This window comes from Lysinibacillus irui, assembly GCF_028877475.1.
In the GTDB taxonomy this organism is placed as follows: domain Bacteria; phylum Bacillota; class Bacilli; order Bacillales_A; family Planococcaceae; genus Lysinibacillus; species Lysinibacillus irui.
On record NZ_CP113527.1, the window covers coordinates 130445 to 154025 of the forward strand.

Below are 23581 nucleotides of genomic sequence, written 5' to 3' on the forward strand. Positions count from 1 at the left end.
AGTTCATGTTCACACGATAAACTGCTACTTAGTTGAAACAAGCTTAGGGGGAGTTTATCGTATGGAACAAAAGTGGAGTATACGCCTTATTCGATTAGCAGCCATTTTTGCCTTAATCGGAACATACTTAGGTTCACATATGTCAGGTTCGGGTAGTTATGAGTATAGACCGATACATGCACATATTTTACTTGTTGGTTGGCTGAGTATGTTTGCGTGGGGTATTTTTTATCGAGTTTTCAAAGTGAAATCACAAAAATTAGTAACCATACATGGATGGACAGCTATTCTTGGTGTTTTAGGATTAACATTAGGCATGTGGTTTTATAATATAAATCCATTTAATTTTAGTAGCACGTTTACATTAGTCTTCTTTATTGTAGGTGGAACTACGCTATTAATTAGCTTCGCTTTATTTATTGTCGTTACATTCATGATTAATCAAAAAGTGGATATGAAAAAATAATGAAACCTACCGTGTCACGATTTGTGAAGCGGTAGGTTTTCATGTTTATTGTATAACTTCTAGAGATTTTTTCAGCCATTTTGAAGCTCTTGGTAATCTTGTGCACCATATCCTTTTCTTGCTTACCAAGTTTGTTTTTTCTTAAATGAATCGTGACAAAATTCGACAGAGAGATAACACGATAGTTAAACAATTTACTGTTCCTACAATAATATATGAGGGTTTAATCGGAGAAATATCGATATTATTGATATGTTTTGATGGGATTCATCAGTTGAATTGTTGCTGTTACATGATACTATTTGATATAAGGGAAATTCGTCTAAGGAGAGCCTGTCAGCCTATAGATAGGGGATCGAAATAATGAAAAATATTGTAGCTATTATTCCAGCTTATAATCCACAACAATCACTCATTACTTATGTACACCAATTATTAGCAACAACCATTACACAAATAGTTATTGTCAATGATGGGAGTGATCAAAAATATAATGAGCTTTTTGAAGATCTAATGAAAATAGATCGTTGCCAGGTACTGCAGCATAATGGCAATATAGGCAAAGGGGGAGCACTTAAGACGGCCTTTGCCTATTTACGGAAACAATCGAGAATGTATCATGGCGTCCTTACAGTAGGGGCGCATGGCCAGCACACATTACAAGATGTGAAGCTTATTTTAACAATGACAAGGGTGTTTTCTGAAGGTATTGTATTAGGTGTACGTAACTTCCATTCCGTTGATAGTACGTTTCTTTCTTATTGGGGAAACCGTGCAACAAGCCTCTTTTTTGAGCTGCTGTATCATCGAAAATTAATGGATACGCAAACAGGTCTGCGATATATTTCGATAAATGAGCTGCCTTGGCTGATGAAAGTAAAAGGTGAAAAGTATGACTATGATACAAATATGCTAATTGCAGCACTTAAAAGAAAGTGTCCGATTTTTGAGGTAGAGATTGGGCAATTACGTGTAAAAAAGAATACGATTATTCATTACGATGAAATTACAAATGCAGGAACGTTAATTACGAGAATGCTTATGAATTATTTAAAACCAAGGAATAGTAATAGCTAGGTTTAAATTCGAAATAATAAGCTAGGATAAAGATTAATGATAAATATAGAACGTAGCGAGTTTAGAATAAAGGAGCAATGGAAATGGAATATTCAGATCAAGTGAAAAATCGTGTAAAGCGGATGGAAGGTCAGCTACGTGGGATTCTGAAAATGATGGAGGAAGAAAAGGACTGTAAGGCAGTCATTACACAGCTATCAGCAGTAAGGTCTGCTGTAGATCGTACAGTTGGTGTTATTGTCAGTACAAATTTATTGGAATGTGTACAAAATGCTGAAGGAGATGGCGAAAAAATGAATGAGGCCATTCAGGAAGCAGTTAATTTAGTTGTGAAAAGTAGGTAACAGTTATGAATTTGTAGTATGAATAGAATCATAACTTAAAATATACAAATATTAGCAAGCGCAATTGGACCCTTAAGTGAGTTCTTTGTGCTTTTTTTGTATATAATGAAAAGAAGACGGTTGGAGGTGAGGAATTTGTGGAAGAAATTAGCCATTATCGCCATTATTGTTATTTTTATTGATCCCATTTATTCTGCTGGTAAAGCGGTTGTACAGCAGGTGGTGGATTGGACAAATAATGATGAAATTGAAACTATGCTTCTTTCAACAAAGGAGAAAATTGTGGATGTTACTGCTAGACTTTCAGACAATGCCTCAATTGAAACAGCCATACCCATAGAAGATGTACATGAAGCGGAGGTAGCCCCAACAGCTCCACCAATTAAGAAACCAGAAACGAAGTTAGTCGTGACGAATGCCAAGGAAATGGCGGATGCGATGTATTCATATTATAGTAGTTTTTCACCGAAGTTTGAAATTCAATACAAAGGAAATACCCAACGAATTGAACAAATTGTAGAAGAGGCCTACAACAATGCGATTAAACGAGATGACTATGTTTATGGGCATATTAGTAAACATTCAATCCGATATGAATATGGACGGAATAAGGCTACTGTTTTTGGAGAACAGAGCTATTTAATGACACCAGAGCAGGCAGCATATGTGGAGATGAATGTTCAAGATATTATCGCCAAAATAAGTAAAGAATCGATGACAGAAGTAGAAAAGGTACGAGCTGTCAACGACTATATTGTTGCCAATACTTCTTATACGGATCAAACAAATTCAAGTCCGCATAGTGCTTATACGGTTCTTGCTGAGCATGGAGGGGTATGTCAAGGCTATGCTTTACTCGCACATTCAATGCTTCAAAAACTGGGCATTGAAACGAAATATATCGTAGGTTATGTCGGTCAAGAGGGACATGCGTGGAATTTAGTCAAACTAGATGGTCAATGGTATCATCTCGATACGACATGGAATGATCCAGTACCTGATCGCAAGGGAGCTATACGTTATCAATACTTTTTGGTAGATGATCGCACAATGGCGAAAGATCACTCATGGATAGCTGAAGACTATCCAAAGGCAACTAGTACACTTTATAATAACTATCATGATATGGATTTTCCAGCACAGGTTGGAGATCAGTTATTTTTTAGTAATATCTCTGATAATAATAAGCTATATGTATTTGATATAAAGACCGGTAAGACGAAGCGTGTCACAGATTCTCGCGCACAATACATCGTTTATTCGGATGGTTGGCTCTATTTTAGTAATTATTCACGAGGGGCATATTTAACGAAAATTCGTCCAGATGGCAGTGGGGAGCAGGTATTAAATAGAGAGGAAACGAAAGATTTATTTGTGAAGGATGGCTATCTATATTTTACAACAAATGAATTAAAGAGAATGGCACTCTAATTTTTCGGTATAAGAAAAGGGCAATGACTTATAAACAGTCATAGGCCCTTTTTGTTCGTTCAATCAGATAAGTAATAGGTTGATGCTGACAAAGCGTAATAGAAATTTGAGGATATGTTAAGGCAATTTGTTCTGAAAAGGTTTTTAAAATGAGTGGATTATGCTTAATGGCGCCTCCATTACAATAAAGTGAAAAAGGACCATTCTGATAGCCAATTTTTTTTACCACGGCACTTGCTAGAAGGGCTAGTTCATGAGCAGCTTGTTGCGAAATGTGAATGGCACAAGCATCTTCTTGTTCGACTGCTTTAGCCACAAAGGAGCCCATCTTAGCCAATTGTGCATTAGTATAAGAAGGCTGAAATAACCATTCCGCTAGCTCAGTTATATCTTGGATACCTAAAGAACGATAGACAGCATCTTTTAATAAGGTTGGTTGACCACGCCCATCTTCCATTTTAAATATAGCCCTTATAACCTCTTGCCCTAACCAATAACCACTCCCCTCATCCCCAGCTCGATGTCCCCATCCCCCAGCACGAACAATTTGCTGTCCATCATAGGCATAGGCGATGGCTCCAGTGCCAGCAATGAGTAATGCACCTGCCTGTCCAGCAGTCACACCAAGTAGAGTAGCTTCTGCATCATTTTCAATAATCAGTGTATCAATTTGTAGCTGTGCGGCCGCAAGAGCCTTGTGAACGATTGCCGTTACCGTTTTATGATCTTTAGGAGAATCAATACCAGCTAAAGCAAAGGTTGCTACAGCAATTTGTGAACGGGGGAATTTTTGCAAAAATGTTTTTATATTTGCTAAAAGTCCCTGTAATATTGCTGTAGCGGATTCGACACCAATTGCTTGATAATTAGACCCCTTAGTGGAAGTAGAATAAGGAATGTCACCAGATTCCGCATGAACTAATGCACATGCTGTTTTTGTCGCCCCACCATCAACAATCAGAAGCCATTTCTTCATTGATTCCATTCCTCTAGAAATGTTGATAAGATTTTTTCCGCTTCGATAATGCCATTTTCCTTTAAGCGTACCCATTCATAAAGGGTATGAGTATTCATCTTTGAACGTTCTAGAGCTGCTTTCATAGTGGCTGGAGCTGGACCACCTGGTAATGTTCGTACACCAACGAAAGATTCTGGTTTTAATGTCTTATAAAAGTCCTCTTCTGTAATAGTTAATTCTTTTCCTGTAATTAATTTAGATTGGGTATTAGCAAGGCCCCACGTAAGGCTTGCTAGCGATTCCTCGCCATGAGCAAGTAAAACTTTTATACATTTACTAACAATACTATGTGCTTGTCGAAACGAGATTCCTTCCGAACGTACTAACGTATCAGCAAGTTCTGTAACATTGGCAAAGCTATTTTCCGCACGACTTCTTAACTTTTTCTTATTGACATCCATTGTGACAACGAGAGAACCAAATAATTTGTAAATACCTAGTAAGCGATCGATGGCACGCCATAAATAAGGCTGCATGTCATCCTCAGTATCGACGATATCTCCGAATGGTGTATTATGTACCATCTGTAATACTGTGCCCGCATCGCCAACAACAGCAGATAGTAATGAGCGTGTATGCTCTATGGAAACAGGATTACGCTTTTGAGGCATAATAGAGCTAATTTGTACATACGGACTTGCTAGAGTAAATGCGTTAAACTCCTGTGTAGCCCATAATAAAAAATCCTGAGATGTACGACCAAGATTTAGCGCAGCAAGCTGTACAATACTTGCAGCTTCTGCAATGTAGTCTGCACCTGCAACAGCATCCCACGCATTTTCGATAATGTCATCAAATGCCAGTAATTCACGCATACGTTCTCTACTAATATTAAAGCCTGTCGTCGTTAAGGCAGCTGCTCCCATACTACTACGATTGACAGTTTTATAGACATGCTGCATTCGCTCAAAGTCACGCTCAAGCTGATCAATAACAGCTTTTAAATAATGGGCAAAGGTTGTAGGCTGAGCCTGCTGAGTATGTGTGTAGCCAATCATGATCGTATCCACATGTTCCTCTGCAGCAGCAATTAAATCATCACGTAATGTTAGTAACTCACGCATTAATAATAATAATTTTTTTCTTAATGTCATTCGATAGATGGCGATGCCCATATCATTCCGACTTCTACCAATGTGAAGATTTCCAGCAACATCACCAGCAAGCTCTATTAATTTATTTTCAATGCGGAAAAATAAATCTTCGTATTGGGGACTGTAATCCTCTAAACGATAATAATTTAAGTCTATTTTTTTTAGAGCCGCCCCAATCTGTTTCGCTTCATCTTTTTTTACAAGTCCTTGTTCTTCTAACATTTTTAAATGTGCAATATTAATTTGTAGCATAATGGATAAAAAATTTTTTTTCGCCTCATCATAAGCTGGCTGTAAGACAATTTTTCGATAGATGTTAGAAGGAAAGATTATCCCATCCTCAAGCTGTGTTTTGTTGCGAAAATCTTCAAACATTGTAATGGCCCCCTAATAGATGGCAGCTAGATGGCTGTACCAGCACTGCCCTTTGATAATTTTTCAGAAATAATAAGGACAACTAAAATTAAGCAAATTTGTAAGACACCATAAGCACAGGCGGTCCCAAATTTAAATGCATATAATTTTTGGAAGATTGCTACAGACAATGGAATAGTGGATGTACTATAAATTAGAATGGATGCAACAAACTCACCGAAGCTTTGTACGAGGGCTAAAAGTGTCCCTGCTAATATACCGGTGAATGTTAAAGGAACGACAATACGTCTAAATGTATACCACCAATTGGCGCCTAAGCCACGAGATGCCTCTTCAATCGATTGATCTAGTTGTACAAGAGAAGCGGATGTCGATCGAAAAACAAGTGGTAAATGTCGAATAAAATAGGCTAATGGTAAAATCCAAAATGTACCGATCAATACTTGATTAAAGCTAAAAATACTTTCGGTACTAAAGGCAGCGATTAAATTGACTGCAACTACTGTCCCTGGTAAAGCCCAAGGCACCATAATCAAAATATCGAGTAATGTTTTCCCTTTAAAATTTAAGCGAACCATCGCATACGCTGCGGCTACACCAAAGATAATATTGCCGATTGTTGCGACGACACCCATTTGTATTGAATTCCAAATAGGTCGCCATGTGCGTTCGTCAGTAAAAAGGGCAATATAATGATCAATTGTATAGTCTGTTGGAAGAATTTGTGTCTTCCAAGCACCGTCAACAGAAAAGGATATCAATATCAGAACTAAAATCGGTAAAATTAATATTAATGTGCCAACAAAAGAGGCGATGGTTGCCAAAACTCTTATTTTCTTAGAGGATACCTCTGAACGATGAACACTAATTCCCTTACTGAGATTTTGATAATTTCTCCGATTTTGATACCAACGCATAATGATTAAAAAAGTAATAGACACAAAGGATAAAATCATCGACTGAGTTGCAGCCATCTCCAGATTTCCATTCGTTCGAGATAAATAGATTTGCATCGTCATTGTGCGTTCTACACCAAACATTAATGGAGCAGTATAAGAAGCCATTGAAATCATAAACACTAATAAGGATGAGGCGACAATGGAAGGTGTTAGCATCGGCAAAATAACCTTTGTCCATACGCGAATACGGCCTGCGCCTAAACTTGTTGCAGCCTCTTCTAGAGCAGGATCTAGCCCCTTAATTGCTGCCGAAGCGGTTAAATAAAAGTAGGTATACATCGTGAATGTATGGACGACGATAACTCCCCAAATGCCTTTCAATGAAAATGGTACATGATCTAAACCAAATAAATGCTGAAAGATTCGAGGGAAAATACCACTATCCCCGTACAAGAAAGAAAAGGATAACACACCCACTAGGGGAGGAAGAGCCATAGGAACTAATACTAAAATGGACAGGATCCGTCTACCTGGGAAGTTATAGCGTTCAAGTAAAAAGGCCATCGTTACCCCAACAATTGCGCAGCAAATGACACTAATAATGGAAATGTAGATACTGGTCCATAAAGCCTCTAAGTTTGCAGGGCTAGCTACATTAAAAAACTTCTTATAATGAAAGAGAGCCTCATCACCAGCAAAGCTTTGAATAAACGTTTGATAGAAGGGATAAACCACGTAGGCGAACAACACTAAAAATAGTGGCGCTATTAACACATAGACAAACCAATTGGATTGAAAAATTCGTGTCCAGATACTTTCGTGAGGGGCATTGATAGATTGTTTTTCCATATTGGCTTCCTCCTATTCTCCTAAAAAATATAGTGAGTCATGCGCAATATTGATTGTAATGTCTTCACCGAGCTTTTTTATGTGGTCATAAGAATTGATAATCATTACTTTGAGTGAAAATGCAGTAAAATCCACAATGTAATTCACGCTTATACCTGTAAATTCAACGAAGGTAATTTTCCCTGTTAAGGTGTTATCACCAACACCTAAATGAATAGATTCCGGACGAATTGAAATAAATACTTTGTCTCCAATCATATGCGTTAAAGTTGGAGAGCTTTGTTGCTTTCGCCCAGTAAAAATATGTCCATTGGCTGTTTTCACTTTTATATCTTCGTCATTTATTTCTTGTATTGTGCCTTCGATTAAGTTGGTTTCGCCAATGAAATTTGCTACAAAGCGATCTACAGGCCGATTATATATTTCTTGAGGAGTTCCAATCTGCTTGATATGGCCATTCTCCATGACCATGATTCGATCAGACATAGCCATTGCCTCCATTTGATCATGCGTAACGTAAATCGTTGTCACACCAAGCTCTGATTGAATTCGTTTGATTTCAATACGTGTTTCCTCACGCAATTTGGCATCAAGATTGGATAGAGGTTCATCGAGTAATAAAATGTCTGGCTCAATTACTAGTGCTCTAGCTAAAGCAACTCGTTGCTGTTGCCCACCAGATAGTTCGTTGATTTTTCTGTTGCCATAAGCGGCTAAATGTACTTGTCCTCTAATTCGATCAACTTTGTATTGAATCTCGGCCTTCGAAAATTTACGAACTTGTAAACCAAAGGCAATATTTTCATCAACCGTCATATGAGGGAATAGAGCGTAATTTTGAAATACCATACCGATATTCCGTTTATTTGGTTGAAGTCGAGAGACATCTCGCTCATCAAAAAAAATTTTACCTTTAGAAGGGTAATAAAAGCCTGCTATCATTCTTAAAGTAGTGGTCTTGCCGCAGCCACTAGGTCCGAGAAAAGTAAAGAACTCACCTGCTTTGATTTCCAGGTTTAAATCTTTCACACCATACATTTGGCCAAATTGCTTCGAGACATTTTCGATGTTGACACTTCTCAATGATAAACTCCTCTCTAACAAAGAATCCAGATGATACAGAAAGGTAAAAATTCGCTGCATAAGCCGAATTTTTACCAGTTATACTATTTGCCGCGCCCTTTAATATTGTTATCCCAATACTCCATCCATTCGGCTTCTTTGTCAGACATTAGCTGCCAATCTATATCGAATGTTTTTAAATCTAACTCCTGATACCATTCAGGCATAGTGGCTTTATCAATGTCAGAACGTGTAGGAATTTGATAATAATCATTCGCTAACTGTGTCACCATTTCCTTTTCAAATAGGAATTCTACAAATAGTTTTGCATTCTCTAAGTTTTTCGCATTATTTACAACGGCTACACCATCTACTAAAATAGGTGCTCCACTTTTTGGATAAATATAATCAAAAGGATAATCTGTCGTATATTTCTTTAATAAAATATCTTGAAGATTCCATAAGGAGACACTGCCTTCTTGACGTGTTAGCTTTAAATACAAAGCATTAGGATCCTGTGTATACTCTTTTGTATTTGCGTCTAATTGCAATAACCATTCATAGCCTTTATCTGGTGAATTGGCATCTTGTCGTACAATCATAGAGGAATAGATCGTACGCATTGTCCCTGATGCAAGCACGCCGCGGATTAAAATTTGATCCTTCCATTTAGGATCTAATAGGTCATCCCAGTCCTGCGGTCCTGTTTCTTTTGTCAGTAGATCACTGTTAATCATGATGACTTCTGGTAGCAACATCTCGCCAAACCAACGTCCATCGGCATCTTTATGGGCAGTATCAATGGCATTGATAAAGCTAGGCTGCCAAGCATGCAGTAGGTCTTCATTTGCCCCAACCATGAGTGCTGATTGAGTACCACCCCACCAAAAGTCTGCCTGTGGATTGGCCTTTTCACCACGGAGGCGCTCCAAAATTTGCTGTGCCCCCATTGTTAAAAACTCCACTTCAATGTCTGGATATTTTTCATTAAACTGATCGATCACATTTTGCACCATTTCCTCATCGCGACCTGTGTAAATCACAAGTTTTCCTGATGGCGTCGTAGCTGTTACTTCTGTCTTGTCGCCATCAGCGTTTTTGTCGTTATTTGCTGAATTACTTGTGGAATTTTGCTGTTCCTTGCCGTTACAGGCAGTTAAAACCAAGAGCAGAAAGATAAGGAAAAGACTAAGAATATGGTGTTTTTTCATCAACTTCCCCCTTCTTAAAGTAAGTTACTTGCATATTGCAGTATAATACGAAGGGATATCATTAATGTTAGAATTATTAAAAAATTAAACTTACCTTCATCATAGCGAAGCACCAATCCATTAGCAACGGCATTTTGTAAAGTTAAAAAAACTCCTTGAAAAGGAGTATTCCATTTTCAAGGAGTTTTTTTGACTATTTAAGAATGTACCTCTAAGAAGCTATCTTTTTGTCGACGTTGTGCAACAATCGTTGGTAGCATCATACCTGCAATAACGAGAAGAATCCCGATGATTTGTATAGCTGTTAAAGGTTCATGTAGCACAATAACAGAAACAGTAACTGCAACGGGTAATTCAATGGCACTTAAAATTGAAGCAAGTGCACCACCAATTTTGGGGATGGCTATTGAAAATAAGTATATCGGTAATATGATACCGAAAAGACCAAGGGCTAGTCCAAATTTCCATAAGCCTTGCATAAATAACTTGCCGTTCCAAATAACCTCAGGGCTAAGGAAAATACTTATCATAATAAGGGCTATAAAGGAAACGATTAATACCCTTGATGTTGTTGTAACGCCTTCGACAGGTCGAGAATTGAATTGTATGAAGCAGGCAAAGGTGACGGCTGCCGCAAAGCCGAATAGCCATCCTTGGATAGGGATGCCGCTTAAATCTACATTTAATACACCTGCCGCTAAAATAGTTCCTACAAATAAAATAATGATCGAAATCACTTCAGGGCGACTTGGTAAACGTTTATGTAGTGCACAATCAATCAGCAGACCAATCCATGTAAATTGGAATAGCATGACTACTGCAAGAGAAGCGGGAAGATACTTTAGCGATTCCCCGTATACGATACCTGTCGTCCCAGTAAAAATACCAGCACAAATTAATATAGCTAAGCCTTTTCTGGAGGGCTTTGGTAATTTCCTGTCTGTAAAAATAAAAATAGCTACTACGAGTATAAAGCCAATAATATATTGACTTGATACAGCCTCTGCTGATGTAAAGCCATGTTGCATGGCTACTTTGACAATAGTCGACAAAATACCATAGCTACTAGATGCAATAACGATCAAAAGAGGGTAAAGAAAATTTGTTTTCATATTTTCGTTGTTCACTTCCTAAAACTGTTTCACCATATGATGAAATGGTTCGTCAATTATGGACCATGGCTCGGTAATAACAAAACCTAAACGCTCATAAAGACGGCGTGCATCTTCTTTTTGAGTTTCAACATTTAGTGATAACTTTTTATAACCACGCTGCTTTGTAAGCTCTTCCGCAAACTGTAATAGCAAGGTTCCGATTCCTTTGCCTCGTGCTTGTGGTGATACACATACAGTATCGATATAGGCCTCATCTTCATGGGCTTCTTGATCAATAATGATAGACGGTGCATTTTTTTCTTCTAGCCATTTAACAAGGTTAGCATCCATATCAACGGCTTGTGCGCCAAAATAATAAACGAGAATCCCTAAAATTTGCTCACCTTCAGTTGCGACAAAGGTATTTAAATAAGAATGTCGATTGTCGTCACGTTGAAAAAGAATTGTCAGCTCTTGACTAACGGCTTCGGACGATTGCTCGCCAGTTAAGCGATTTGCAATATCACCAATTGCATCGATTATTAGAGGCACAACAGCATGGGCATCATCTGGTTGCGCTTGTCGAATTGTAATACTCATCTTGAAAATCCCTACCTTTCTATAGGCAAGTATAACAAAGATAGAGAATGACTCAAATTTTCAGACATGCTCTTCAAAGTTAAACCTTTATAGAATGACAATTTTCGTGTTAATCTATAATGACTAGACTTTCAGGAGGACAATCATGACAAAGCAAGAGAAGGATTTTATTTTAGTCTATGGAGATGCTTTTATTGACTATATTGCTGATGATGTAACAAACACATCATTTACTAAATATATGGGTGGCGCAACGGTTAATGTTGCAGCTGGTATTAGCCGTATTGGAGCGCCATCAGCCTTAATTACAATTACCGGAGATGACGAGGGTTCTCAATTTGTGCGTGATGGACTTGCACAAGAGGGGGTAAAGCTAGATTATGCTATATTTAATCCGGCTAAGCGAGTAAGTGGTGTATATGTTCATCTAACAGAAGCGTGCGAGCGAATTTTTAAAGATTATGTCGATGAAACACCGGACTTACAAGTCGAACCATCACAATTAAATGAAGCAGCCTTTAAACACGCCTCAGCTTTAACAGTATGTTCAGGTACTATGTTCCATCCAACAGCACTTGCTACAACTCGAGCTGCTGTAGAAATGGCAAAGGACAAGGGTGCAATTATTGCGATGGATGCGAATATTCGCCCCTTACGCTGGAGTAGTGAGGAAATTTGCCGAGAAACAATAACGTCATTTTTTGAAGATGTAGATATTTTAAAGGTGACAGATGATGAATTATTCTTCCTGACAGAGACAACGAGCTTAGAAGAAGGTATTGAACAACTAAATAGCTATCTTGTCCCTATTATTCTAATCACAGTAGGAGAAAACGGAACTTACGCCGTGCTGAATGGTGAGGTTATCCATGTACCTACTGAGAAAGTAGTGCCAGTGGATACTACAGGTGCAGGAGATGCATTTATGGCAGGTGTATTACGCGATGTCCATTACAATGGCTTACCTACGACGAAAGAAGAACTAGTTCGTTGTACAAGCTTTGGAAATAAATTAGGGGCATTTGCTGCTACGAAAGCAGGGGCATTAACCGCTCTACCGTATTATGAGGATATTAAGCATTTACTGAAATAAACATATGGAGTGGGTAAAGTATGGAAAAAAACTATGATGTTTTAGTAAAAGATCAAATATTCTTTGGTGGTGCAAAGGATGCGGAGGCTGCATTTGCACAAGAATCAGTAGATGTAGTGATAGATGTTCGTGTTAAGGGGCTTTCATCACAAGAGCAAGAAGCTGTATCTTATGCATACAAGCATATGCCTATTGCAGATGAAGATATTGAGGTAGCACCTTCCATTCAACAAGTAGCGAAAGAAATTGCTACAGCCTATGAGGCAGGTAAGAAAGTATATGTCCATTGTGGCAGTGGTGGTGGTCGTGCAGGTGTTGCCGCAACAGCCTTGTTAATGGAGCTAGGAATGGCTAATTCATTAGAGGAAGCGGAAACAGCAGTAAAAAAAGCTCGTCCACAAGTAACCATTCGACCAAAAATGGAAGATGCTTTGCAACAACTATATAAACAAAGCTAGAGATGAAGATGTACCGATGATGGTGCATCTTCTTTTTTATTCCTTGTCATAAAATTGTTCTATACATATTAGAACAAAATTGTTATAGTAAATATATAACAACTAATGGGGTGATCTGTATGATGGAGGAATTAGCGAAGGTGCCATGGGCTGTTATTGCGCCACTTATCATTGTCCAAATTATTTTAATGATTGTAGCACTTATAGACTTACGTAAAATACATGCAACCAACGGTCCTAAAATTTTATGGGTATTTATCATTATATTTGCTAATTTATTAGGGTCCATTGCGTACTTTATTGTAGGGAGAAAGCAGTCATGACAACATTACTTCAAGTAACGGGTTTAACAAAGCAATTTGCAGAGCATAAAGTTGTGGATGATATTCATTTTACTTTAGAAGAAAAGACTTCTACAGCTTTAATTGGTCCAAATGGTGCTGGTAAAACAACGACATTATCCATGTTAACTGGTCTTTTAAAACCTACTGCTGGGAGTGTAAGAATGCTGAATGGGGATGTACGTGCGAATATAGGGTTTTTGCCACAATATCCTCAGTTTCATCCTTGGCTTAGTGCATTAGAGTTTACCGAGATGGCTGCGAGGCTGAATGGTATCACAGCAAAAAAGGCTAAATTGGAAGCACAAAAAACATTGGAGTTTGTAGGGCTAGGAAACGCACAACATAAAAAGATTGCTACTTTTTCTGGTGGAATGAAGCAACGTCTAGGTATTTCCCAGGCAATTGTGCATAAGCCTAAATTACTGCTATTAGATGAGCCTGTTTCAGCATTAGATCCTGTTGGTCGTAGGGAAGTCCTCGATTTATTAAAAGGATTGCAACAAGAGACAACTATTTTATATTCAACACATATTTTAAATGATGCCGAGGAAATGACAGATCAGTTATTATTCTTGCAGGATGGCAAGCTAGTAGAGCAAGGAACATTACGTGAGGTACGCCAACGTTTTGATGAGCAAAGTTATGTAGTTGAATTTAATAATGAAGAAGAGGCAAGGCTATTTGCAGGCCCAACAGAAAGTGTAAAGGGATGCTATGTGTATATAAATATTTTGAATGAAGAGCCAACGATGAAGGAGTTATTGCACCGTTTAAGTATATGCCCATATACGATACGAAAAGTGGAGAGACAAACAGCATCTTTGGAGGAAATTTTCATGAAGGTGGCGAAAAAAGCATGAGGGGATTCAGTGTACTTCTAAAAAAGGAATTTAGAGAGGCTTGGCGGAGCTGGAAATTTCTATGGATACCTCTTGTGTTTGCTCTGCTAGGAATGAGTGACCCGCTGACAAATTATTATATGATGGATATTTTAAATGCTGTTGGGAACGTACCCGAAGGCTTTGAAATGTTAGTGCCAGAATTAATGCCAGTTGACTTAATACAAGCTTCTATAGGACAGTTTCAAACAATAGGATTGTTAGTGATGATGGCTACTTTTGTGGGTATCATTAGTAAAGAACGTGCTAGTGGGATGGCTACCTTATTATATGTCCGCCCGATTTCTTTTGGCGCCTATTTTATGAGTAAATTTATCGTTATGAGCTCAGTTGGCTTTGTAAGTATTTTAGCTGGCTTTGCGGCGAATATCTACTACACTAGTATCCTATACGGAACTTTAGAAGTTGGGTCACTGTTTGCAATCTTTTTTACGTATTATGTGTGGCTACTATTCGTCATCGCTGTAACCTTAATGATGAGTGCCAGTTTTAAAACTATTATAGCTACGACATGTGCCTTTACGGTTATCTTTGTAGGACAAATAGTAGATATGATAGTGGGTCTTTTTTGGACAATATCTCCTTGGAAATTAGCGAGCTATGGAACTTTGCTAGCTCGAGGCACAATGGAGATGTCAGATTACTGGTGGAGCCTGATAATTACTGTAGCACTGACAATGCTCTGTATTAGTATTGGGATCGTCATGATGAAGAAAAATGCGCCTATGACAAAAATATAAAGAAATAAAAACGGTAAAAATCCCTTTTTGACGGATATTTACCGTTTTTTTATTTTAGATCATGCCACCATTGATTAACAAAATTAGGCCAACAAAAAACATAATCCATGAAAGGGCAGAACTTGTACTTTGATCAAAAAGTGATTGAATTTTTCTTAAGGGCTGATGCATATATCGACGGAATAAAAGATGGAAACAAAGCAGGATGATTCCAGGTGTAATCATCATCAAATTGTAACCTGCCAATATTGGTAACCATTCATAGAACGATAAATGATGGCTCGTTAAAATGCCAATTGCTGCAAAGTAAGGGAGAGCTGTTGCAACTTCTAAAATAGAGGTAGTGAAACCTAGGGCTATCATAGCACTAACATGTAAAGTTTTTGGTCTAGGTGCTCCCGTTGTCTTTTTCTTTGGTACTAGCCAACTACCTATGAATAAAATTCCGCCCACAATGGTCATGGTTAAACGAGCAGAGTAGCTGCTTAGCAAATTAGCGAGTGGATCAAATATGACATCTAGACCCAGCATTAGAAAAATGCCAGTGCTAAAGTAAAATAGTGCAACAGTTATCAAATAGGTAAGGACAAGTCGCAATTGGTGCTTTTTAGCCACAAGTAATAAATAGACGGTAACACCAATAATAGAGGGACTAAACATATCTAATAAAGCTAAAGCGCCAACCAACAACAGTATTTCATTGCTCATACTTAGGATCACCGAATGCCTTTTTTGTTTCATAAACATGGAAAGCCTGTTCGATAAAATGCAGAAAATCCTCCTCTAAGGGATATAATCCAATCTGTTCAGATTTTTGAGGAGACTTACGTATTGCCCACATTTTTTCTAAAAATTCTTCATTTCCTTCGAATTCTACTTGTGACTTTTCCATCATTCGTTTAATAATGTTCTGTACTGAAACTGCTTCAGGGCTCTCATTACTAAGTTGTTCTAACTGACCTAACAAACCAATCCATTCTAAAGTATTGGGGTCATTACGATTGACATTAGGAAGTTTTTGAAGAAGTTCTATTTCGGCTGCTGCAAAAATTTGCTTACACAATGCTTGCTTGTTCCCTTGATCTCGATTGGAAAGCTGAATAAATTTTTGAATAAGAGACTCAGTTAACCCTCCCTCAATAGCTGAAGCATTCTTTAATCCGTGTATAGCGTTCTCCATCTGTTGAAGTTTTCTTTGCTCTTCTATTAGAAAAGCTAATTGCTGATCTAAGCTAGCTTCCCAATCCCATGTATTATGAAGAAGTGTTTGAATTTCTTTTAATTTAAATCCTAATGCTTTTAAAAATACGATTTGCTGTAGTGTTTTCAGTTCATTCTCACCATAAATCCTATGTCCTCCATCAGTCCTTGTTGTTGGAAGTAATAATCCGATCTCCTCATAATAACGTAATGTTCGAACAGATATACCAGTTTGTTTTGATACAGTGTGAATCGTAAGCAAAATAACCATCCCCTCTCCTGTTATTGCCATTATACAAAATGACGTAACGTAACTTTCAAGGGGGAAAATACATACAAATGCTAACAAAATTACTTTCTTGGAATTTCCATAACTTAGGAATATAATGGGGATGTAACTCGAAATTTGTCAAATAACTCGGAAAATAAAAAGATCATGTAGAAAGAAGGTTTATACAAAGTGGGAACTGAAAATTCCGATCGTTTTCTGACAGCGTTTAATCGGATAGACCATAGATTAAGAGATATTGTAGGCATAAAGGATTTTATGCCATTTTATCGGCTTATTGATCAAGCGAAGAAAAAAGAGGTATTAGTGAAAAAATATGAAGATGATTTACGCTCATACGCTGATTTGCGAAATGCCATTGTACATCATCGTACGGCTTTAAACTATGTTATTGCAGAACCACATACTGATGTTGTAGAAAGAATTGAATACATAGATGCTACTCTTGCTAAGCCTATGCTTGTAGGGCAAATGTTTCGAAAGAGAGTCTTTGTTTTTCAAGAGAATGATTCACTAGCACATGTCTTAAAAGTAATTCGCCAACGAAAATATACACAGTTCCCTGTCTATTATAATCGACAATTTAAAGGACTTATCACAACCGTAGGAATCACCAATTGGCTTGCTTCAAAGATGGGTGGCGATCATTTACCGAAAGGTATTCCGACGTTGTATGATATTTTAATGCATGAGAAAAATAGGGTGAATTATAAATTCGTCAGTAGATACATTACGATTTATGAGGCAGAGGAAATATTTAAACAGGGAGTAGAAAGAGGTAGGCGTTTTGAGGCATTATTAATAACGGAGCATGGCAAACCACATCAAAAATTAATTGGAATTATTACACCATTAGATATTGTTAAAATTGATTAATAAAAGAACGAGACAAACAAGCAATTATGGGCTTGAATGTCTCGCTTTATCTTTTAAGCTGATATATAAGGAACCATTTGTTTGAACTTGTGCAAAAAAGACATCCTCAACTGACTGCACGTTTTGCTTTTTTAACTTTTTCATTACCCAGTCTTCTGTTAACTCAAGCTCCACTATATTCTCCTTAATAAGCTGACCATCAGAAATAACCTCAGTAGGTAAATAGGTAGGTGGCGAAACATCTGCTTTAACATCCTGCTTCGTAGCAACTTGTTCAGATGTTTTTTGCAGCACACTAAGCTTCCCGTTTGTTTCAAGCAATGCGTACTGGACGTCCTGTACAGAGAAAATGGCTTGCTCTCGTAGCATCATTGTTAGTTCGTCCATATGCAAACGATTTTTCTTTAAAGCTGATTCTAAAATAAGACCATTTTGTACAACAATCGTAGGCTTGTCATCAATCAGTACGCGTGCCTTTTTAGACTTAATTGTAATAATGGTCATTAAATAAGTTAAAGCACTCCACCAAATAAGGGAAATCATACCGTCTAAAAAAGGCGTTTCTTCTTGTGAGGCAATTTCTGAGGCAATCGATCCAAATGTGATACCCGTAATATAATGGAAGAACGTTAGTTGACCTAATTGCTTCTTCCCAAGGATACGAGCCAGAATAAGTAAGACAAAAAATGAAAGCGTTGTTCGAAGAATCATTTCCCAAAAATGAGCATGAATAAAGCTTTCCATGCATATATCAACTCCTTTTACAGCTGTCGAAACATAGCTTGTGCAAAATGATTGATAGTATGCGACAATCAAAAATAACCAAAATTTATAAGAGCGAGGTGGCAGCATGAATAATCAATTAAATGTGGCAAATCCTATCTATCCAATAATGATTGCAATAGGTGTTGCTCACCTAATCAATGATACGATGCAAGCAGTAATACCAGCGATGTTTCCGATATTCAAAAGTGAGTTAGGACTGACCTTCACACAAATTGGACTCATATCATTTGTCTTAAATATATTTGCTTCTGCCTTACAGCCTATTGTAGGGTTTGTCAGCGATAAAAAGCCAATGCCATATGCGTTACCGATAGGAATGATAAGTTCTTTTATAGCCATTGCTATTATTGCGTTCACAACACAGTATTGGATTATTCTTATTGCAGTATTATTTTTAGGCTTTGGTTCGGCAATTTTTCACCCAGAGGGATCTAGAGTATCATTTATGGCAGCAGGCTCTAAAAGGGGACTTGCTCAATCTATTTATCAAGTTGGAGGAAACTCAGGGCAAGCTCTTGCACCATTGATTAGCGCCTATATTTTTGATATTTTTGGTCAGCGTGGTGCAGCAATCGTATTAGTGGCGGCAACTTTTGGAATTATATTATTAAGTAAGATTGCAGGATGGTATAAGAAACAATTGGAGCAAGAACGTGAGGCGAAGAAAAAACGTGTTTTAGTTTCATCATTGCCACCTTTAACAAAGAAACAAGTAGGGATTGCTTTAACTTTATTGTTTACTATTATTTTTGCGCGATCATTTTATACAACAAATATAACAAGCTTTTACGTCTTTTATCTGATGGATCATTATGATGTCAGTCTACGACTAGGGCAAATACTTATTTTCCTCTTCATGGCATTTGGGGTAGTAGGTACATTTTTCGGCGGCTCTTTGTCTGACAGGATTGGGAGGAAAAACGTCATCATCCTTTCTGTTGCAGTACCAATGCCATTTTGTTTAGCATTACCTTATGTGCCATTATGGGCTGCTATGATCTTTTTAGTCATTATCGGTACATTGATTATGATTAGCTTCTCCGTGACAGTGGTCTATGCACAGGAACTCGTCCCTACAAAAATTGGCACAATGGCTGGCTTAACGACAGGCTTTGCCTTTGGTATGGGAGCAATAGGTGCGATGGTTATCGGTGTATTAATGGATCATAAGGGTATTGATTTTACAATGATAGTTGTTTCGTTATTACCTTTATTATTGTTAGTTGCTTTCTTCTTACCGAAGGATAAACCCGCATCTCCTGTAGTTTAATAAAAAAACGCGTCTAGGACGCGTTTTTTATTGTCTTAATGGGGCTAAAAATTCGGCAGGAAGCTTCTCTTGATCGATCACATAGCCTTCTGAAATATGGACTTCATGCATTTTATCGTTGTAAGTGAACTTGAAAATGCCATTATCAAAATCTGTGCCGATTTCCTTGAAAAATATCCCTTCAATTGATACATATTTAGGGCATGTAAAGGCTACTTTGAAGTCTTCCTGCTCTTTAATTAAGTAAGCACGTACTCCTTTTTCGTATGTTTCATTTGCATCATCATCTGTTGGACGTTGAACAGCAACAATATGAAAATCCACAAAAGGAACTTCTTTTAACAGAACGTTGAGGAAAGAACCTTTAGTAATTTCCTCCCACCTGCTTTGAGCGCTTTGCCCTACGATAATTTGAGAAATTCCATAATTTTTTGCGACTTCTGCAATTACTTTCTGTATGGGGCGTTTTTCATTATCTTGCAAAATAAATTTTTCAACCTCTAGTTCATCTGATAACTTCTTCCACTGCTCAATATAACTAGATTTCTCTGCGTCAAATGCATCAAGGGGTTGCGAATCGACTGAAAGAATATAGAGTGGGCAATCTAGCATGGAGGCCATCTTGTGACCACGACGTATTAAACGTTCGCCATTTAAGCCGTAGTAAACGCAAACTAATATACTTTCATCCAAACGCCCTTTTACATGCTTCATAAAAAATGTACACCTCTTATCTGTTGATATTTTATTAATTTCACTGCTGATTTTGAAAAAATTATCCTAAAACAGCTAAATTCGATGCTGTTACAGTGCATTATGCTCATTTATATTGTATACTTTAAAATGTATAAAAGTTAACGAAAATATATTGGAAAACCCTTGAAGGATAAAGCTTAAATCAATGATTTATAATTATTTAATTTATGCATCATGTGCATCAAAGATAAATTGCTTCCATATGCCACACTATTATGCAGGGAGTTAAAAATATAGTCAAGTGTCTTCATTGTGCTGATATAATTGAGTTGAATTGATTTGCGACCGTATAAATTATTTGATTTTCCACAAGTTATTTAAGCTTGCATCGGGTTAGATGTAACAAAGTAACTAAAAAGGATCCATTTGTTAGGCATTTTAATACCCCGCACCTTCCAATTACAAAAATTTCAAGAATATATCTAATATGTTACTTAGCTTAAACAAAATTCTAAAGTCTTAGCACTTATTATTCCAATTCACCATAAAAATTGCTAGATGATTTTGATTGTAGGAGGTTTTCATTTGGTTACAGTTCTCATTGCGATACTTTTGCCATTTGTTTGTGCTGCTCTAATCCCATTGCTTTATAGGCGACTAAGGCGTGTTACACATCTTGGCTGGTTTGTTTTATCCGTTCCATTCATCTTGTTTGTTTTACTCGCGCGCTATATTCCTCAAATTGCCGAGGGTAAGACGTTTATCCATACATATGAGTGGATTCCCTCTTTTAATATAAATTTCACAACTTATCTTGATGGACTCAGTATGATTTTTGGCTTGCTGATTACAGGAGTAGGTAGTTTAGTCATTTTATATTCTATTTTTTATTTATCAACGAAAGAATCTCTTCATCATTTTTACTGCTATTTATTACTATTCATGGGCGCTATGCTTGGCGTTGTTTTTTCAGATAACTTAATGATATTATACACATTTTGGGAATTAACAAGTGTGTCATCATTCCTATTAATTGCATTTTGGCATCATAGAAAGGCATCACGTGCAGGAGCAAAAAAAGCAATGATGATTACAGTCTTTGGCGGACTATCAATGCTTGCAGGCTTCTTAATGCTCTATGTAGCTTCCAATACATTTAGTGTTCGTGAAATTGTGGCCAATGTAGAAGTTATACGTGATCATGCACTATTTACTCCCGCACTAATTTTAATTTTATTAGGGGCTTTTACGAAATCGGCACAATTTCCATTCCATATCTGGTTACCTGATGCAATGGAAGCGCCAACTCCAGTTAGTGCTTACTTACACTCAGCCACGATGGTTAAAGCAGGTATTTATTTAGTTGCGCGTTTTTCTCCAATCTTTGGTGGAGAATCAATCTGGTTCTGGCTAGTGAGCGTTATCGGTTTAGTAACGTTATTCTGGGGCTCCTTTAATGCTGTTCGACAAACGGACTTAAAAGCTTTATTAGCCTTTTCTACAGTAAGTCAGCTAGGCTTAATTATGAGTCTATTTGGCCTTGGGTCTGTTGGACATTATTATGGCTATGCAGAAAGCTCGATTGTGTATACACAAGCAAGCTTTGCGGCACTATTTCATCTTGTCAATCACTCTACATTCAAAGGTGCTTTATTTATGATGGTTGGAATTGTCGATCATGAAGTAGGGACACGAGATATCCGTCGTCTTGGTGGTTTAATGTCTTTGATGCCTGTAACTTTTACAATTGCAGTAATCGGAAGCTTCTCAATGGCAGGATTACCGCCGTTTAATGGTTTCCTAAGTAAAGAAATGTTTTTTGCAGCTGTATTGGCTATAAGGGATGTAGAAGCTTTCTCTATTGCTGATGTAGGTTTATTTTTCCCATTCATAGCATGGGTGGCAAGTATCTTTACCTTTGTTTATAGTATGATTTTAATTTTCCGTACATTTTTGGGTAAACTACAGCCTGAAAAAATGGATCGAAAACCACACGAAGCCCCATTTGGCATGTTAATTTCACCCATTATTTTATGTTTATTAGTAGTCGGTATCTTTTTCTTCCCAAATGTGCTCGGCCACTATATTTTAGAGCCTGCAATGGCAAGTATTTATCCTACATTTCCGTCCTCAAGTGAATTAACGCCACATATTCATGCATGGCACGGCATTAATGCAGAGTTATGGATGACGTTAGGTGTCATTATTATCGGTATTATCTTATTTAAAACATTAAAAAGTTGGAAGCCACTGTATCGTATATTTTCTCAAAAGTATACGTTTAACACATACTACAATCGATTGATCGAAATTAGTGAAAATGGCTCTGAGAAGCTCACTCGTAAATATATGACTGGCAATTTAACGCATTATTTTGTCTATATATATGTATTTTTCATTGCGCTTATAGCTGGCTACTTTATATGGTCAGATGCAATGACCTTTCATTTTGACATGGACTCGGTCATTGAGTCTTACGAGTTAATTCTTGTGTTTGTTATGATATTTGCGGCTGTTTGGATGATATTTGCAAAGGGCCGGGTTACAGCGATGTTGTTAAATGGTGTTTTAGGCTATTCCATTGCATTTTTCTTTGTTATTTTCCGTGCTCCAGATTTGGCTTTAACACAATTAGTTGTTGAATCGGTAACAACCGCTCTATTCCTTCTATGTTTTAAATATTTACCGGATTTAATGCCTGAAGCGCCTCCTAAAAGGGTGCAATGGTCAAAAGCGGTGATTTCTATTTTTGTTGGGGCAACCGTAACGATGGTTGGATTCGCAGTAGTGCACTACGACCGCTTTGAGCCAGTGTCCACTTATTTTAATGATGCCTATGAGTTAGCAGGTGGTTCCAATATTGTTAATACAATTTTAGGGGATTTCCGTGCCTTTGATACAATGCTTGAGGTTGTGGTTCTTCTGATTGCTGGCTTAGGGGTTTATACATTAACGAAGCTTAAGCCACGAAAGGAGGAAGCGGATCGTGAAAATTAATGATGTGATATTAAGGACAGTCACAAAGGCAGTCGTGTTCATTATTTTAACACTTGGCGTGTACTTGTTCTTTGCTGGTCATCATGCTCCAGGTGGTGGCTTTATAGGGGGCCTTGTGTTAGCTTCTGGCATTGTTTTATTATATCTCGCTTATGATATAGAGACTGTTCATAAAGGAATGCCTTTCGATTTTAAAAAGGTTGCTGCTCTTGGTGTTTTTCTTGCGACTGGAACGGCAATTGGTGCATTGTTTTTCGATGTGCCATTTTTAACGCAGACATATACGTATATAGATGTTCCGATATTTGGAAAAATGGGCTTTTCAACCGTAACTATTTTTGAAGCGGGTGTCGCATTAACGGTTGTAGGTGTTGTTGTAACAATTATTTTAAGTATAAGTGAGGATGAGTAGC

Annotated in this window: 24 protein-coding genes; 13 read left to right on the forward strand and 11 right to left on the reverse strand. The window is 37.5% G+C overall.

The annotated features are described in order from the left end of the window. Window positions 1-61: 61 nt before the first annotated feature. The 4 genes from OU989_RS00675 to OU989_RS00690 all read left to right on the forward strand — a co-directional run bounded on the left by OU989_RS00675 (window position 62) and on the right by OU989_RS00690 (window position 3318). Window positions 62-466, forward strand: a complete 405-nt coding sequence (locus OU989_RS00675) for a hypothetical protein (protein ID WP_274795201.1) — start codon at window positions 62-64, stop codon at window positions 464-466. Window positions 467-829: 363 nt separating this feature from the next. Next, complete coding sequence (locus tag OU989_RS00680) at window positions 830-1543, forward strand: glycosyltransferase family 2 protein (protein WP_274795202.1); 714 nt, start codon at window positions 830-832, stop codon at window positions 1541-1543. A gap of 83 nt (window positions 1544-1626) precedes the next feature. Next, window positions 1627-1887: a metal-sensitive transcriptional regulator gene (locus OU989_RS00685; RefSeq protein WP_004233098.1), complete on the forward strand. Its 261-nt coding sequence runs from the start codon at window positions 1627-1629 to the stop codon at window positions 1885-1887. A 126-nt stretch (window positions 1888-2013) separates the two neighbouring features. Beyond that, window positions 2014-3318, forward strand: coding sequence for a transglutaminase domain-containing protein (locus tag OU989_RS00690; protein ID WP_274795203.1), 1305 nt, complete (start codon window positions 2014-2016; stop codon window positions 3316-3318). Window positions 3319-3346: 28 nt separating this feature from the next. Here OU989_RS00690 and OU989_RS00695 read toward each other — a convergent pair whose 3' ends face one another. The 7 genes from OU989_RS00695 to OU989_RS00725 all read right to left on the reverse strand — a co-directional run bounded on the left by OU989_RS00695 (window position 3347) and on the right by OU989_RS00725 (window position 11520). Beyond that, on the reverse strand, window positions 3347-4294 hold the full coding sequence (locus tag OU989_RS00695) for an N-acetylglucosamine kinase (protein ID WP_274795204.1): 948 nt from the start codon (window positions 4292-4294) through the stop codon (window positions 3347-3349). Then, window positions 4291-5805 (reverse strand): argininosuccinate lyase, encoded by a 1515-nt coding sequence (argH, locus tag OU989_RS00700; protein WP_274795205.1) that lies wholly within the window; start codon window positions 5803-5805, stop codon window positions 4291-4293. Before argH ends, OU989_RS00695 begins: the two co-directional genes overlap by 4 nt. A 26-nt stretch (window positions 5806-5831) precedes the next feature. After that, a complete protein-coding gene (locus OU989_RS00705; protein WP_274795206.1) occupies window positions 5832-7553 on the reverse strand; it encodes an ABC transporter permease in 1722 nt (573 codons plus the stop codon). Window positions 7554-7565: 12 nt separating this feature from the next. Then, complete coding sequence (locus OU989_RS00710) at window positions 7566-8636, reverse strand: ABC transporter ATP-binding protein (RefSeq protein WP_274795207.1); 1071 nt, start codon at window positions 8634-8636, stop codon at window positions 7566-7568. Window positions 8637-8719: 83 nt separating this feature from the next. Next, a complete protein-coding gene (locus OU989_RS00715; RefSeq protein WP_274795208.1) occupies window positions 8720-9826 on the reverse strand; it encodes an extracellular solute-binding protein in 1107 nt (368 codons plus the stop codon). Between the two features lie 197 nt (window positions 9827-10023). After that, window positions 10024-10938 (reverse strand): EamA family transporter, encoded by a 915-nt coding sequence (locus OU989_RS00720; protein WP_274795209.1) that lies wholly within the window; start codon window positions 10936-10938, stop codon window positions 10024-10026. A gap of 18 nt (window positions 10939-10956) precedes the next feature. Beyond that, window positions 10957-11520 carry a GNAT family N-acetyltransferase gene (locus OU989_RS00725; RefSeq protein WP_274795210.1) on the reverse strand — a complete coding sequence of 188 codons (564 nt, stop codon included), beginning with the start codon at window positions 11518-11520 and terminating at the stop codon, window positions 10957-10959. A 145-nt stretch (window positions 11521-11665) separates the two neighbouring features. Between OU989_RS00725 and OU989_RS00730 the strand changes: the two genes are divergently transcribed. The 5 genes from OU989_RS00730 to OU989_RS00750 all read left to right on the forward strand — a co-directional run bounded on the left by OU989_RS00730 (window position 11666) and on the right by OU989_RS00750 (window position 15054). After that, a complete protein-coding gene (locus OU989_RS00730; RefSeq protein WP_274795211.1) occupies window positions 11666-12613 on the forward strand; it encodes a carbohydrate kinase family protein in 948 nt (315 codons plus the stop codon). A gap of 20 nt (window positions 12614-12633) precedes the next feature. Further along, window positions 12634-13071: a protein-tyrosine phosphatase family protein gene (locus OU989_RS00735; protein ID WP_274795212.1), complete on the forward strand. Its 438-nt coding sequence runs from the start codon at window positions 12634-12636 to the stop codon at window positions 13069-13071. Between the two features lie 119 nt (window positions 13072-13190). Continuing rightward, the gene (locus tag OU989_RS00740) at window positions 13191-13394 is read left to right on the forward strand and encodes a PLDc N-terminal domain-containing protein (RefSeq protein ID WP_016992404.1); all 204 of its coding nucleotides are present in this window, start codon (window positions 13191-13193) and stop codon (window positions 13392-13394) included. After that, on the forward strand, window positions 13391-14275 hold the full coding sequence (locus tag OU989_RS00745) for an ABC transporter ATP-binding protein (RefSeq protein WP_274795213.1): 885 nt from the start codon (window positions 13391-13393) through the stop codon (window positions 14273-14275). The genes OU989_RS00740 and OU989_RS00745 overlap by 4 nt, the downstream gene beginning before the upstream one ends. Further along, on the forward strand, window positions 14272-15054 hold the full coding sequence (locus OU989_RS00750; protein ID WP_274795214.1) for an ABC transporter permease: 783 nt from the start codon (window positions 14272-14274) through the stop codon (window positions 15052-15054). The genes OU989_RS00745 and OU989_RS00750 overlap by 4 nt, the downstream gene beginning before the upstream one ends. Before the next feature lie 54 nt (window positions 15055-15108). On the opposite strand, the gene OU989_RS00755 is transcribed toward OU989_RS00750, so the two are convergent. Continuing rightward, window positions 15109-15762 (reverse strand): GAP family protein, encoded by a 654-nt coding sequence (locus OU989_RS00755; RefSeq protein ID WP_274795215.1) that lies wholly within the window; start codon window positions 15760-15762, stop codon window positions 15109-15111. Further along, window positions 15752-16525 (reverse strand): MerR family transcriptional regulator, encoded by a 774-nt coding sequence (locus OU989_RS00760; protein WP_274795216.1) that lies wholly within the window; start codon window positions 16523-16525, stop codon window positions 15752-15754. The genes OU989_RS00755 and OU989_RS00760 overlap by 11 nt, the downstream gene beginning before the upstream one ends. 189 nt (window positions 16526-16714) lie before the next feature. Between OU989_RS00760 and OU989_RS00765 the strand changes: the two genes are divergently transcribed. Further along, window positions 16715-17419 carry a CBS domain-containing protein gene (locus tag OU989_RS00765; RefSeq protein ID WP_274795217.1) on the forward strand — a complete coding sequence of 235 codons (705 nt, stop codon included), beginning with the start codon at window positions 16715-16717 and terminating at the stop codon, window positions 17417-17419. Window positions 17420-17443: 24 nt separating this feature from the next. On the opposite strand, the gene OU989_RS00770 is transcribed toward OU989_RS00765, so the two are convergent. Continuing rightward, window positions 17444-18163, reverse strand: a complete 720-nt coding sequence (locus OU989_RS00770) for a YetF domain-containing protein (RefSeq protein ID WP_274795218.1) — start codon at window positions 18161-18163, stop codon at window positions 17444-17446. Between the two features lie 106 nt (window positions 18164-18269). Here OU989_RS00770 and OU989_RS00775 point away from each other — a divergent pair, with 106 nt between their 5' ends. Further along, entirely contained in the window at window positions 18270-19475 is a 1206-nt protein-coding gene (locus OU989_RS00775) for an MFS transporter (protein ID WP_274795219.1), read from the forward strand. A gap of 27 nt (window positions 19476-19502) precedes the next feature. Here OU989_RS00775 and OU989_RS00780 read toward each other — a convergent pair whose 3' ends face one another. After that, complete coding sequence (locus tag OU989_RS00780) at window positions 19503-20189, reverse strand: adenine nucleotide alpha hydrolase family protein (RefSeq protein WP_274795220.1); 687 nt, start codon at window positions 20187-20189, stop codon at window positions 19503-19505. A gap of 567 nt (window positions 20190-20756) precedes the next feature. On the opposite strand from OU989_RS00780, the gene OU989_RS00785 reads away from it, so the two are divergent. Together OU989_RS00785 and OU989_RS00790 are read left to right on the forward strand one after the other, a co-directional pair. Then, window positions 20757-23168, forward strand: coding sequence for a Na+/H+ antiporter subunit A (locus tag OU989_RS00785; RefSeq protein ID WP_274795221.1), 2412 nt, complete (start codon window positions 20757-20759; stop codon window positions 23166-23168). Beyond that, window positions 23158-23580 carry a Na(+)/H(+) antiporter subunit B gene (locus OU989_RS00790; protein WP_274795222.1) on the forward strand — a complete coding sequence of 141 codons (423 nt, stop codon included), beginning with the start codon at window positions 23158-23160 and terminating at the stop codon, window positions 23578-23580. The genes OU989_RS00785 and OU989_RS00790 overlap by 11 nt, the downstream gene beginning before the upstream one ends. Window position 23581: the final 1 nt, after the last annotated feature.